This is a genomic window from Kovacikia sp. CALU 1929 (assembly GCF_056784235.1).
This window is the reverse complement of the sequence record NZ_JBXBCF010000066.1, coordinates 56,073-69,530: the sequence shown is the minus strand read 5'-3', so window position 1 is coordinate 69,530 and position 13,458 is coordinate 56,073. Positions and strand designations below refer to the sequence as shown.

Below are 13,458 nucleotides of genomic sequence, written 5' to 3'. Positions count from 1 at the left end.
CTGTCCTTTATTTCATTCACCCCTGATGTCAATTACTAACCAGATACGTTTCAATAACCTACGCGGTGACATTTTTGGAGGTGTCACGGCGGCAATTATTTCCTTGCCCCTTGCCCTTGCCTTCGGAGTCGCCTCCGGAGCGGGTCCGATCGCGGGACTCTATGGGGCGGTCTGCGTTGGCTTTTTTGCTGCCCTGTTTGGTGGTACGCCAACCTTGATTTCTGAACCTACAGGACCAATGACCGTTGTGATGACGGCAATTGTGGCAAGTCTGACTGCCAGCAATCCCGAAAACGGTTTGGCAATGGCGTTTACGGTTGTCATGTTGGCGGGGCTGTTCCAAATTGTTTTCGGGATTTTCAAACTCGGTAAATACATTACCCTGATGCCCTATAGCGTCATTTCTGGCTTTATGTCAGGAATTGGCATAATTCTGATCATCCTCCAAATTGCTCCTTTCCTGGGTCAGCCCGCACCGAAAGGAGGAGTGTTGGGCACTGTTACCGCTATTCCCCAACTACTGGCAAACGCCAGTCCACGAGAAGCGATTCTGGGAGGGTTAACCCTGGCAATCATTTTCTTCATGCCCAAAAAGCTGAAACGAGTGGTGCCACCCCAACTGGTTGCACTGATTGTTGGTACGCTTGTTTCCCTTACCCTATTTGGGGATGTAGACATTCGTCGAATTCAGGATTTGGGTGAAATCCCAATGGGTCTACCGAACTTCCGCCTGCCCACCTTTACCCCCGGTGAGTTGACCAGGATGTTCGTGGATGGTGTGATGCTGGGAATGCTGGGTTGCATTGATACCCTGTTAACGGCAGTGATTGCCGATAGCCTCACCCGAACGGAGCACAAGTCTAATAAGGAATTGATTGGTCAGGGCATTGGCAATATTGTTTCGGGCATCTGCGGTGGGTTACCGGGTGCGGGTGCGACGATGGGCACGGTGGTAAACATTCAGACAGGCGCGACCTCGGCAGTTTCAGGAATATCCCGGGCACTGATTTTGCTGGTGGTAGTGCTGGGTGCGGCTCGATATACCCAACCGATTCCGATGGCGGTGCTGGCAGGAATTGCCCTTAAGGTGGGGATTGATATTTTGGACTGGAGCTTTTTGAAGCGATCGCACAAAGTTTCGCTCAAAGGTTCCCTGATTATGTACGGAGTATTGCTTCTGACAGTGTTTGTCGATCTGATTGTGGCGGTTGGAGTGGGTGTATTTATCGCTAATATCTTGACGATTGAACGATTGAGCAATTTGCAATCTCAGGAAGTAAAACTGATTACGGACACGGATGACGATGTGCGGTTAAGTGCCGAAGAGAAGCAGCTTTTGGATAAGGGGGCGGGTCGAGTGCTGCTATTTTACTTGAGTGGTCCGATGATTTTTGGCTTGTCGAAGGCGATCGCCCGGGAACACAATGCCATGAAAGATGCCAATGCATTGGTTATGGATCTGAGTGACGTACCCTTACTAGGGGTGACGGCTTCACTGGCGATCGAAAATGCAATTCGGGATGCTTATGATAAAGGACTTCAGATCTATGTGGTGGGAGCCAGTCCCAAAATTCAAAACCGTCTAGCACGACTCGGTCTGTTTGAGCTAATCAAGGCTGAGCATATCCTGGATAATCGCAGTGAGGCGTTGCGTCAAGCGGTTGATCAGGTTTATAGCCCAGGTGTAGCTTGATGGCTCTTTCTGAGCAGGGCACACGGCAGTGTGCCCCCCGATTTATTTGATATCAGCTTCGTTGGAAACTGTCCTTAAATAAAGACTCGCCTATGTTTTTGACCTCTGCGATCGCTTATTCCCTCTCGTCTCTGCCACCAATTCCATTCCTGGCAACGGCTGAGCCAGAAAATGCTCCCATTGTTCTGACTGGGGTTCTGCTCAGTCTGGTTGTGATTTACCTTGCCAGCAAGTTCGGGGCTGAGATTTCCAAGCGTCTGGATTTTCCACCCGTTTTGGGAGAACTGGTTGCCGGGGTGGTTGTCGGTGTATCGGCTTTACACTTGGTGGTTTTTCCCGAAAGCGGGATGCAAGCCGCCGACTCGGTCATCATGTCCATTCTGCAATGGATCAATGGACTGACCCCGGAGGCATTAAGCAGTGTTTTTGAGTCTCAGAGTGAAGTCATTTCGGTTCTGGCGGAACTGGGTGTAATCATTTTGCTGTTTGAGATTGGGCTGGAATCCGATTTGCGCCAGCTTAAGGAAGTTGGCTATCAAGCGGCGATCGTTGCCTGTGTTGGGGTGGCAGTGCCCTTTGCGGCTGGTACCGCTGGATTGATGATCGGGTTCCATGTTCCGGCAATTCCAGCCATTTTTGCTGGGGCAGCCCTGACAGCCACCAGTATCGGCATTACCTCCAAAGTGTTATCTGAACTGGGGCGGCTCAAGTCAAAGGAAGGGCAGATCATTGTTGGGGCAGCGGTGATTGATGATGTGCTGGGTATCATCGTCCTGGCAGTGATTGCCAGTTTAGCCAAAACAGGCGAAATCGATGTCACTAATGTGATTTACCTGATTGTGAGTGCAACGGCGTTTCTCATCGGTTCTATCTTGCTGGGGGGCATCTTTAACAAGACCTTTGTGGCAATTGTGGAAAAGCTCAAGACCCGTGGCAATATTGTCATTCCTGCATTTATCTTTGCCTTCTTTATGGCATTCCTGGGCAGCGCCATCCATCTTGAGGCAATTTTGGGTGCCTTCGCCGCAGGTCTGGTGCTGGATGAAACCGATGCTCGTAACGAGTTGGATGAACTAATTAAACCGATCGCCGATCTACTCGTGCCTATCTTCTTTGTTACAGTGGGTGCCAGAGCAGATCTGGGAGTCCTCAATCCAGCCATCCCAGAAAACCGGGCGGGCTTGGTTATTGCGGTCTTCCTGATTGGCGTTGCGATCGCTGGCAAAGTCGTGACGGGCTGGGCAGTATTTGGTCAACCGGGGATTAATCGGCTGGCGATCGGCGTAGGAATGATTCCACGGGGCGAGGTAGGGCTAGTGTTTGCCGGTATTGGGTCTGCCAGCGGCGTATTGAGTAAACCCCTAGAAGCCGCCATTATTATCATGGTGATTCTAACCACATTTCTGGCACCCCCCTTCCTCCGGCTTGCTTTTGGACAGTCCCCAGAGCCACCTACCACTGGAGAACCTTCCCTGGAGCCAGAAATAGTGGGAAGTGAGGGATAAGGAGTGAGGGGCAGGAGTTGAAAATGAAGAGTTACAGCAGTTTTCAGATGCGTAGATCACGGCAAGATGGGGAGTAGGAAGTGGGGAGTAGGAAATTGTGTGGCTTAACCAAATGAAAATCGCTGTAAAAGTGGAAAGTTGAGACTCGAAATCTTTCCTCCTTCCTCCCTCCTCCTTTCTCCTTCCTTCTTCCTCCTTTTCTATCCCCCCCTCACCTTCCTTGCCATGCTAGAAGCCTGTGTATTTGCAACCATCCTGTGCGGTTTTTTTGGCATTATTCTGAAAAAGAATCTGGTGATGAAAATCATTTCTATGGATGTCATGAGTACAGGTGTGATTGCCTACTATGTGCTGATTGCATCACGGCAGGGTTTAGTCACCCCTATTCTTTCAACCACCCCAAAAGGTGCTTACGCCGATCCGGTGCCCCAGGCGGTCATCTTGACCGCGATTGTGATCGGCTTTTCGATTCAGGCATTGATGCTGGTCGGTGTGATGAAACTGGCACGGGATAATCCGACCCTGGAAACGAAGGAAATTGAGCAGAATAATGCGCCATGAGTACCCTGACCATAGCCTGGATTACTCTGCCATTTTTTGTCGGGTTCATTGGTTACATGATCCCCAGTTTGGCACGCTATCTTTCCCTGGCGGCAGCGATCGCGTCCACAGGCTATGCCCTGTTGCTCTTTACTCAATTGCCGCTGACCCTACAATTGCTAGATAGCTTTGGCGTGACCTTACTGGTCGATCCATTAAGCGGCTACTTTATCCTGACCAATGCGCTGGTAACAACGGCAGTGATTCTCTACTGTTGGCGCAGCAGTAGAACTGCTTTTTTTTACATGCAGACCATCATTCTGCATGGCAGTGTCAATGCCGCCTTCGCCTGTGTGGACTTCATCAGTCTCTATGTCGCCTTAGAGGTGATTAGCATTGCCGCGTTTTTGTTGATTGCATACCCCCGCACCGATCGCTCAATTTGGGTGGGGTTGCGCTATCTCTTTACCAGCAACGTCGCCATGTTGTTTTACCTGGTAGGCGCAGCCCTGGTTTACCAGGCAACCCATTCTTTTGCCTTTACCGGGCTACGGGAGGCACCCCCAGAAGCAGTTGCTCTCATCGGTTTGGGGCTTCTGGTTAAGGGCGGCATTTTTGTCTCAGGATTGTGGCTGCCATTGACCCATTCCGAATCAGAAACCCCCGTGTCAGCCATGCTATCAGGGGTTGTGGTTAAGGCGGGGGTTCTGCCCCTGGTCCGCTGTGCCCTGCTGGTGGAAGAAATTGATCCCCTGATCCGGATCTTTGGCGTGGGAACTGCCCTATTAGGGGTGGGCTATGCCGTCTTTGAAAAAGATACCAAGCGGATGCTGGCTTTTCACACGGTTTCACAGTTGGGGTTTGTCCTGGCGGCACCGGAAGTGGGGGGCTTTTATGCGCTGACCCACGGTTTAGTCAAGGCGGCACTGTTTCTAATTGCAGGTGCGCTCCCCAGTCGCAACCTGAAAGATCTGCAATCCCAACCCATCCCTACACCCATCTGGATTGCCCTGGTGATTGCCAGTTTTTCGATCTCAGGATTTCCCCTGCTGTCTGGCTTTGGGGCAAAGGTTCTGACCATGAAAAGTCTGTTACCGTGGCAGGTGATCGGCATGAACCTGGCAGCACTGGGAACGGCGATATCCTTTGCTAAATTCATTTTTCTGCCCCATCAGAAGGACGAACACGTTAAGGTGCATCCAGGTTTTTGGGCAGCAATAGTTTTGCTGATTGGAGGGCTGGTGCTGGCAAATGTGGTCTATTACGAGGCATATACCCTGGCAAATATCGCCAAACCCCTGGCAACGATCGCCCTCGGTTGGATAGCCTATTTTCTGGTTTTTCGACAAACCATGATCAAACTGCCCCGCTTATTGGAGCAATTTGATCACCTGATTGGGATGATGAGTTTGATGTTAATCCTACTCTTCTGGATGGTGCTGGCATGATTGGCTATCTGAATCTGCTACTGCGGCTGGTCATCTGGTTTTTGCTAACTGCTAATTTCACGCTGCCAAATATCATCATTGGTGTTGGTGTTGCCCTCCTGCTACCCCGCAGCTATACCGCTCCAGGCGCATTAAAAGATTGGCTACGGGTATTGTGGGAAATCGTGGTAGCAATTCCCCAGGCGTATCTGGAGGCATTTGAACTCATCGTCCGTCCTCACCGGCAGGAAGAGATCACAATGGAGCGAGTCAAACCCCGGCGATCGCCCGGACTGATCTTTCTAGACATTTTCCTGATTACCTTTACCCCGAAAACTATTGTTTTGAAATATCACGAACTGGGTTGGTATGAAGTTCATTGGGTGAGGAGGCAGAAGGGGACAGGGGGGAGTAGTTGAGAATTGAGAGTTGATAGTTGAGAAGTAATGACAATGGGTAATTAATCGTCCTTTGTCCTTTGTCCTTTGTCGTCTGTAAATACCACTGACTAATGACTAATGACTAATGACTAATGACTACTGCCCCCTCCCAGGACTCAAGAAATGATGGATTTAATGCTAATAGCCATGATTTTGGCTTTGCTGATTCCCATGTATGAGGCATGGCAGGATGATGACATCTGGCAAAAAATGCTGGCGTTTGCGAGTATTGCAACGAAGACATCGGTGATGATCCTGTTTATTTCTGTTCTGCGGGATGACTGGATGATGGGAGCAGTTGGGGTGATTATCCTGAGTGTAGGAAATGCTGGATTAATGCTTCTGGCGCAGGTTATTAAACGAGTGAATGAATATAAATAAATGAATCGAGCAAATGAATAAACATAATCAAATCAAAAATCAATCAACGTATAGCCATAGACACCTAATTTAGGATGGGGTGCAGGGGTGGAACTCCTGGCTGGGACAGTGCCCCCACATCCCCTTTCCCCCCAATGTACTAAGCAACCTGGCGATAGCTATAGATTAACGAATACAGATGAATAATCATGATAAATATCCTTAGCTACATTTTCATCGGAGTAGGAATTGCATTCTGGTTCTGGGGCACTTTTCCCTTGCTGGGCAAGCGATCGGTGCTGTTCAAACTGCACAGCCTTTCGGTTGCTGATACCCTCGGCTCCATGAGCATTATCTTTGGTCTGCTCCTGAAGGTTCCCAGTGAATGGTCGTTGCTTGTTCTAGCGCTCATTTCCCTGGCAATCTGGAATACAGTGCTGGGGTATGTTCTGGCGTACTGCTCTAGCAGTGGAGAGAGTGATGAACGATAGCTATGTGCATATCATCGTTGCTCTGTTGCCACTGGCGGCGTTTATGCTCACTATCCAGGTCAACCCCTATCATGCCCTGGTGATTCGGGGCATCTTGGGTGCGGTAGCAGCACTGGTCTATGCAGTTTTAGGTGCAGCAGATGTGGCGCTGACTGAGGCATTGGTGGGAACGATGCTGGCAATTACGCTCTATGCCGTGGCGGTTCGGTCATCAATGGTGATGCGCCTGGGTGTGTTGAAAGATAATTTACTGGATGCCGAAAGGGACCCGGAAAATCCCCACGCCTTTGTCCAACTGATTGCGGATTTCCGGACTGTTGCGAGCAAATACCATTTGCGGCTGGATCTGATTCCCTATACCGATCGCCAGTCCTTACATCAGGCATTAATGAAAAAAGAAATTCATGCCACCTGTGTCCAGCGATCGCCCCAGGATGCTCCAGACCCTCACACCCTGCATCCCGTTCAGCCGACCTACCACACCACAACCCGAATTCGCCGTCTTTACGAGATTTTGCAAGCCGAACTGAACTCACCTGCGACCAGTCTGGTCTATGAGTCTGTGTCCGATGCCAATGCATCTGATTCTGGAGAAGAAGCACTAATGGAGAGAAGCACTCAATGAAATGGCTCTACATCGCGGCAGTCCTTGCTCTGTATGTCAAATTTCTAATCATGCCAAACCCAACCGCAGACGTACCAGACCTCTCGCTTGTCGAAACCATTGTTCACGATAGTGGCGTGCCTAATGCCGTTTCGGGCATTATTTTTAGAAATCGGCTGTACGACACGATTTTTGAGGTCATCGTATTTACAATCGCTATCATGGGTGCCCACTTTCTGCTGGCAAACGAACGACCGTTCTACACCATCCATCAGTTCACCGATCAACCGTCGATAGTGCTGGCACAACTGGGAGCAACGATTGCTGCGATCGTTGGGGTTGAACTAGCGATTCGGGGACATCTCAGTCCGGGGGGTGGGTTTGCTGCGGGAGTGGCGGGCGGCACAGCGATCGGACTGGTAGCGATTACCTCATCCCTGGAGTGGATGCAGTCAATTTACCAGCGCTGGCACGCTGCAACCTGGGAGAAAATCTCCGTGCTGGTTTTCATGATGTTGGCAGCGCTCACTCTGGTCGGGATTGAATTGCCCCACGGTGAGTTGGGCACCCTGGTTAGCGGTGGAGTTATCCCCCTGCTCAACATTCTGGTTGCAATCAAAGTCGCCTTGGGATCCTGGGCAGTGATTCTGGTATTTATTCGTTATCGAGGGTTGTTGTAGAAGTAGGGTAAGGGTAAATTTGGCTTTGATGCCTGCTTCAGCAACCCTCTGCAAGGTAGGTATTAGTGTGAATCCGCTACTGGGGGACTGGCTTGTTCAATATAACGTCCATACAGCTTCATTAGAGGAGTGGCAGTCATTCCATGGATTGTGACTGAAACGACCACTACGGTGAAGGTTGTCCAGGCAATAAGTTCTCCGATTTCTCCCTTTAAGCCATGACCCATAGCATAGGCAAGATAGTAAAGTGAGCCAACTCCACGAATTCCAAACCAGCCAAACAGCCAACGGGTTGCTGGATGGATGGGAGAGCCGATTGTACTGATTAATGCCCCAATAGGACGAATCAGGCATAACAATAATGTAGTAACTAACAAGGCTGGGGGCGCAAAGCGGAGGATTGGCTCAATGCGCAAAAGCGAACCCAACAGCAAAATGGTTCCTACTTCAGACAGCTTTTCAATTTGCTCCATAAAATGTAAACGGGCAAGGGCTTTTTCAGAGGAAAGGCAGTGGTATCTCATCACAACGCCAGCAACAAAGACTGCCAGAAATCCATAGCCATTGACCAATTCAGCCAGGGAGTAGGTTAGCAGAATGGTGCTGAGGGTAACAAAATCCTCCATCAACTCATCAACCGGACGATAGTATTGCAGCCGAGACTGCAACCAACTGATTGTTTTAGCTACGGCAATTCCGACGACCAAACCTGCCGCGATCGCCCATATCAAATCGACTGCAACCCATTGAGCAAACCAACTTTGCCAGTTGTTGTTGTCTAACCAGTGCAAGCCAAAGTAAATAAATGGAAAGGCTAAGGCATCGTTTAATCCCCCTTCTGAGGTCAAGCCAAAGCGTAATTCATCTTGATCTTGGGGATCGTTTAACTGCACTTCAGATGCCAGCACGGGATCAGTTGGAGCCAAAATGGCCCCTAACAGGATGGCAACCCCCCATTCCAGGTGCAAAAAATAGTGCCCGATGATGGCGATCGCAAAGATCGAGATCGGCATTAAAAATCCAATCAGCCGAATTGTCGAATTCCACGCCCACGGTTTAAGAGGGCGGTTCATCTTTAAGCCACAGCTAAACAGAGAAATGAGAACAACAAACTCAGTCAACCGTTCTAAAAATTCGGTGCCTGGTCGGATTTGAATCAGGTTAAATCCATAGGGGCTAAGGGCAATGCCAACAACCAGATAAATTAGGGCATAGGAAAGCGGTAATCTCTTTATCCATCCAGATCCTAAGGTAACTGTCAGTAGCAGTAACCCGATTACCAGCAAATCTAAAATATAGATATCCACAAAGTACACATAAAAGCTTGCTTTAACACTGTAGGAACATGATCAGGCAGGTTTGATTCATCTTAGGATAGATCTTTACTCAGCAATAAATATTCGGATGGAGCAGTGCTTACAATCTCTGATCAGTCAGCCAATTGACTCATCATTGAGGCATTAAAATCAAACTATTTTTTTGCTTGCCTGCAATCCATAGCAATCCAGAGAGTTACAGGAAAAACAATTCCTCTGCACTGGAAGGATGAATACCAATGGTCATGGTTAAAATGCAAACCCTTCAGGATGATGAATTTAATTTTGTCATCCCACTGAAGTAGGAAAGTTCAAAAATCTGCCTGAGTGTTTTGAATCACTTGACAAAGTTGCCCGACAAAAGAACACAGTTCCCTGGGGCTGGAAACTAGAGGGCGATCGCAGCTAGGCATCTAACTTTATAGATTGGCAAAAGATGTTAACAAAAATACACTCCTGCTTAACGTTTGGATCACCCCATCAGCGGACAAGAAAATTTTGTCTCTGAGCTACGTTTTAGGAATCGCTTTCGATAAGGGTCCAAAACTCAAAACTCAGAGTTAATTTTGCCCTTAGTCCTGTTTTTGATGCACTGGCATCACATCAGAACCATCAATAGACAGGCTTTTACGTATTTCAACCCAACACTGAGGAAAAGCAATGAACTTGAGAAATAGCGAACGTTCCGTCAAAAAGTTAGCAGGCATAGCTGGTATTGTTAGTGCCAGTGCATTGCTCAGTCTCCCAGCTTTAGCATTGCTCAACGCTCAGTCTTCTACAGCTAACTCCACAAACTCCAGTGAGCAACTTGTGTCTCAGACGGGAGGAACCGGAGGGGCTGAAGGTACAACAGAGAGTACCCCAAGCACCGGAACAGACGGTTCAGTAAATCCCAGCACAACGACTCCTGGGGCAGACACAATGACTCCTGGGGCAGATACAATGACTCCTGGGGCAGGCACAACCACTCCTGGCGCAGGCACAACCACCCCTGGCGCAGGGACTGGAACTGTGGATGGCACCTTTGATGGCACGGGTGCAGGCGCGGGTGCAGGTGCAGGAGGCACTGGAACTGTGGATGGGACGACCGGTGAAGGGGCTGGTTATGGTGCCGGTGGTGTTGAAGATGAGGGTGTTCGTGCCCTCTGGTAGGTAGTAACATCCCATCGGGCAAAGAATTTCTAGATCAGAAATAGGTTTGCTAAGGAATGGGAATTAAATAAGTTCGAGAATTGGGTAGGCGCGGGTTTCCGTGAATGTCTTCATAAGTTGGTTGACTGACAAAAGTGCTAAGAGACTCACCGCTTCGTTGCTCACTAGCCCAGAAATTGATTTCTGGGCTAGGCAGGTGAACGGTGAAGCCAGTCAAAGATTTGTCAGTTAATCAGCTTCATGGGATGCTGATTGACTTTAAAGTCGATCCGTAGAGTTTGCGGTATTTATTTAATCCGTGATTTTGAAGGATAGCGTCAGCTACGCTGTTAGAAGGCAAAATTTCTTTTTTAGAACATGCTGCGACCGTTAGATGGATAGGTATTTATCCACCCATCTATTCCAGGGCGAGCAAGCTACAGCATCAGTGAACATTAAATCAGTGAACAGTAAATGGTTTTGCCGAAAATCATTACACGTCTGCTTCCAATCGCCGGTTTAAGTTGGCTTGGGTGGTTGTATTTAAATCCCTCAATCTCCTTAATTCCTAAAGCTTCCCAATCGCCTGAAGTCTCTGTCCAATCGATCGCCCAGCCCAAGCAAACCGCTCCTTCCCCAAAACCATCGCCTGAAGCAGCGGCTCAATCCGCGAAAACGCCTGCCCAATCGTCTTCCTCAACGGAAAAATCTCCTCCATCATTTGACCCAACGGTAGAACCCAATCGCTTGGAAATTCACCTCGGTCGGCGACGGGTGATTTACTTTGTGAGAGATATGGAGATGGAGAGCTACCCGATCGCGATTGGGAGGCAGGGATGGGAAACCCCAAAGGGAAAATTCAGGGTCATGCAAATGCGGGAAAACCCAAAGTGGATCAACCCACTAACCGATGAACCGATTGCAGCGGGCGATCCTAAAAACCCCTTAGGTGCCTACTGGATAGGGTTTTGGACAAACGGCAGGAATTGGATTGGGTTTCATGGCACTCCCAATCCTGAAACCGTTGGACAAGCTGTTTCCCACGGTTGCATTCGGATGTTGAATGAAGATATTGAAAACCTGTTTTATCAAGTTAGCCCAGGAACGCAGGTAATCGTGAAAAAATAGCTGGGAGGGTGACGAGTCTAAGCACTCATCATGCTCCCAGCTTAGTTAACTTGTGATTAAAGGCAGCGATCGCCTGTGTCTCTAGCTCCGCGACTTCTAGAGCATATCGTCTTGCCTGAGCCTTTTGCTCATCTGTGATGCAGTATTTGCTCAAGATGCGTCGTCCCAGTTTCAGGTGGAAATGCTCGTCGAGGATGATGCGCCGCATGGTTTTTTGCAAGTCCTCTGGCAGAAATGGAACAATGCTGTCAAAGGAACGGCAGGCACCGGATTCACCGGCAAGATTGTGTGCGGCAAGGCGCGAAATCGTATCCGGTAGCGAACCATAAAACGTTTCCACCCAGTCCACTATTTCCGGCAGAGGAGACCACTCCGAGAGTTGAGCGCCCATTTGTTCCAGATGTTGGTTCAACCAGTTGAAATGATTTGCCTCATCTTCAATTTGTTGACAGAGCAGCACCAGCGCATCGGTTTCAGGAGTAGATTGCAGCCATTGGCTGATAAACATGATCGCCTGATATTCGTAATAGGTCTGGAAGCTCAACCACTCAATCACCCGTTCCCTTGACCAGGGTTGATGGACTGTCGCAGAGGTGGCAAACGCTTTCTCTGGAGTGTCAGAAAGAGCATGGTTGCGATGGGCTTCAAGTTCGGCTTCAATATCCTGGACAAAATCTGCCCACGATTCTGGAGAGGGGGAGGGGAGGGTTTCGAGCATGGAAGTGGAGGTGAGGGGTGAGGGATGAGGGGTGAGGGGTGAGGGGTTGTTAGTTGTTGGTTGTTAGTTGTTAGTTGTTAGTAAGGGGGCAGGAAGGGATTTGGGTTTTGATGGTCAGGAGTTAGGAGTTAATAGGCAGTATCACACTTTTCTTCTACACAAAAGCCGGTTCAGCTTCAAAAGGAGCATGGGCGATCCAGGAAAACTCACCTGCTCGGCAGATGCCACGGACTTTGATGATTTGGGAAACCGGCAGGGAGCCACCATTGCCGTCTTCAAGAATTGCCGCTTCATCCACCAGTTCTGCCAGGGTAAAGTCGGCGACCATTCCAGGTTTGAGGCTACCAAGCTCGGATTCTTTTTTAAGTGCTCTGGCAGGATTGATTGTGACTCGCTCAATGACCTGGTTGAGCGATAATCCCAGTTCCATAAACTTGCTCATTGTCAGTGCCAGACTGCCAACGGTGGCGATGTTGAACACATTCAGGTCGGTGGAAATGGTGTGAGGCAGAATTCCCTGTGCCAGACCCATTTGAGCCGTTTTGAAGGAGAAGTCGTGTCCGCTGTGTCCCACATCCAGCAGAACGCCACGGGCGATCGCCGCTTTTGCCGCTGGAATCAAGTTGCCTTCAGCATCATAAAGCCCATAGCGTGGTTGGTAAGCATGAGTAATAATGTCTCCCGGACGCAACATCTCTAACAAAACCTCGGTTGGTAGCACTTCATCGGCGGGAAAACGTCCCAGATGCACCATGAGCGGCAGGTCATATTTTTCAGCCAGCGGCAGGGCGGTATCCATCACGGGGGAACTGGTGGCTCCACTTTTCAGCGTGGGGCGAACTTTGAAGCCCACGATAATATCCCGATTTGCCTCAATGACCGCGATCGCCCGCTCCCTGTCCTGATTTTTGGGACTGGTGGCAAAGCCGAGCCGGTGGGCAATAAAGTCAGAGGTGGCAATGTAAAGCAGGGAAGGGTCAAGCAGCGCATAGACTCTGGTTTTAGAGGGCTTAACCACAGTTTCTCGAAAGGCACTGAAGGTCAACAACCCGGAGGTGCCCGCATCCACCACGGTGGTCACACCAGATTCGACTCCCACCCCATCGGCGGGCAGACAGAAATCTCCTACAGTATCAAAAACGTGGGAGTGGATATCAATCCAGCCTGGAGTAAGCAAATAGCCTTTCAAGTCAATGGTTTCCCCAGTGGAATCAGGGGAACTAAGCGTCTGACCCAGAGTGACAACCTTGCCATCCTCAACCAGGAGATCCCTGACTCCATCAACGTTTTGGGCAGGGTCAATAATGTGAGCGTTTCTGTAGAGTGTTTGCATAGCAACCCTTTTACCTGGCATTACTCAAAGTAGCTCGTCAGGGATGTCTTTGATGTGTAAGCTGTTACGGGGGTGAGGAGTTGGGAGTTGAG

At 49.5% G+C, this 13,458-nt stretch carries 14 protein-coding genes; 11 read left to right on the top strand and 3 right to left on the bottom strand.

Going from position 1 to position 13,458, the window contains the following annotated elements; translation table 11 throughout:
* Window positions 1–25: 25 nt before the first annotated feature.
* From bicA to AC1S52_RS14370, 9 genes are all read left to right on the top strand, one after another.
* Entirely contained in the window at window positions 26–1,693 is a 1,668-nt protein-coding gene (gene bicA, locus AC1S52_RS14410; protein WP_482029715.1) for a bicarbonate transporter BicA, read from the top strand.
* Window positions 1,694–1,785: 92 nt separating this feature from the next.
* Window positions 1,786–3,198, top strand: coding sequence for a cation:proton antiporter (locus tag AC1S52_RS14405; protein ID WP_482029714.1), 1,413 nt, complete (start codon window positions 1,786–1,788; stop codon window positions 3,196–3,198).
* Window positions 3,199–3,423: 225 nt separating this feature from the next.
* Window positions 3,424–3,759 carry a cation:proton antiporter subunit C gene (locus AC1S52_RS14400; protein WP_482029713.1) on the top strand — a complete coding sequence of 112 codons (336 nt, stop codon included), beginning with the start codon at window positions 3,424–3,426 and terminating at the stop codon, window positions 3,757–3,759.
* Window positions 3,756–5,186, top strand: a complete 1,431-nt coding sequence (locus AC1S52_RS14395; RefSeq protein WP_482029712.1) for a cation:proton antiporter — start codon at window positions 3,756–3,758, stop codon at window positions 5,184–5,186. Before AC1S52_RS14400 ends, AC1S52_RS14395 begins: the two co-directional genes overlap by 4 nt.
* On the top strand, window positions 5,183–5,584 hold the full coding sequence (locus AC1S52_RS14390; RefSeq protein ID WP_482029711.1) for a cation:proton antiporter: 402 nt from the start codon (window positions 5,183–5,185) through the stop codon (window positions 5,582–5,584). The genes AC1S52_RS14395 and AC1S52_RS14390 overlap by 4 nt, the downstream gene beginning before the upstream one ends.
* Before the next feature lie 144 nt (window positions 5,585–5,728).
* Window positions 5,729–5,986 carry a hypothetical protein gene (locus AC1S52_RS14385; RefSeq protein WP_482029710.1) on the top strand — a complete coding sequence of 86 codons (258 nt, stop codon included), beginning with the start codon at window positions 5,729–5,731 and terminating at the stop codon, window positions 5,984–5,986.
* Window positions 5,987–6,174: 188 nt separating this feature from the next.
* A complete protein-coding gene (locus tag AC1S52_RS14380; protein WP_482029709.1) occupies window positions 6,175–6,456 on the top strand; it encodes a monovalent cation/H(+) antiporter subunit G in 282 nt (93 codons plus the stop codon).
* On the top strand, window positions 6,446–7,081 hold the full coding sequence (locus AC1S52_RS14375; RefSeq protein ID WP_482029708.1) for a DUF4040 domain-containing protein: 636 nt from the start codon (window positions 6,446–6,448) through the stop codon (window positions 7,079–7,081). The genes AC1S52_RS14380 and AC1S52_RS14375 overlap by 11 nt, the downstream gene beginning before the upstream one ends.
* Window positions 7,078–7,740: a Na(+)/H(+) antiporter subunit B gene (locus tag AC1S52_RS14370; protein ID WP_482029707.1), complete on the top strand. Its 663-nt coding sequence runs from the start codon at window positions 7,078–7,080 to the stop codon at window positions 7,738–7,740. The genes AC1S52_RS14375 and AC1S52_RS14370 overlap by 4 nt, the downstream gene beginning before the upstream one ends.
* 62 nt (window positions 7,741–7,802) lie before the next feature.
* On the opposite strand, the gene AC1S52_RS14365 is transcribed toward AC1S52_RS14370, so the two are convergent.
* Entirely contained in the window at window positions 7,803–9,047 is a 1,245-nt protein-coding gene (locus tag AC1S52_RS14365) for a cation:proton antiporter (protein ID WP_482029706.1), read from the bottom strand.
* Between the two features lie 669 nt (window positions 9,048–9,716).
* Here AC1S52_RS14365 and AC1S52_RS14360 point away from each other — a divergent pair.
* On the top strand, window positions 9,717–10,208 hold the full coding sequence (locus tag AC1S52_RS14360; RefSeq protein ID WP_482029705.1) for a hypothetical protein: 492 nt from the start codon (window positions 9,717–9,719) through the stop codon (window positions 10,206–10,208).
* Window positions 10,209–10,661: 453 nt separating this feature from the next.
* Window positions 10,662–11,315 carry a L,D-transpeptidase gene (locus AC1S52_RS14355; RefSeq protein ID WP_482029704.1) on the top strand — a complete coding sequence of 218 codons (654 nt, stop codon included), beginning with the start codon at window positions 10,662–10,664 and terminating at the stop codon, window positions 11,313–11,315.
* A gap of 28 nt (window positions 11,316–11,343) precedes the next feature.
* Here AC1S52_RS14355 and AC1S52_RS14350 read toward each other — a convergent pair whose 3' ends face one another.
* Window positions 11,344–12,033, bottom strand: coding sequence for a ferritin-like domain-containing protein (locus AC1S52_RS14350; protein WP_482029703.1), 690 nt, complete (start codon window positions 12,031–12,033; stop codon window positions 11,344–11,346).
* Between the two features lie 154 nt (window positions 12,034–12,187).
* Window positions 12,188–13,366, bottom strand: a complete 1,179-nt coding sequence (locus AC1S52_RS14345; protein ID WP_482029702.1) for an amidohydrolase/deacetylase family metallohydrolase — start codon at window positions 13,364–13,366, stop codon at window positions 12,188–12,190.
* Window positions 13,367–13,458: the final 92 nt, after the last annotated feature.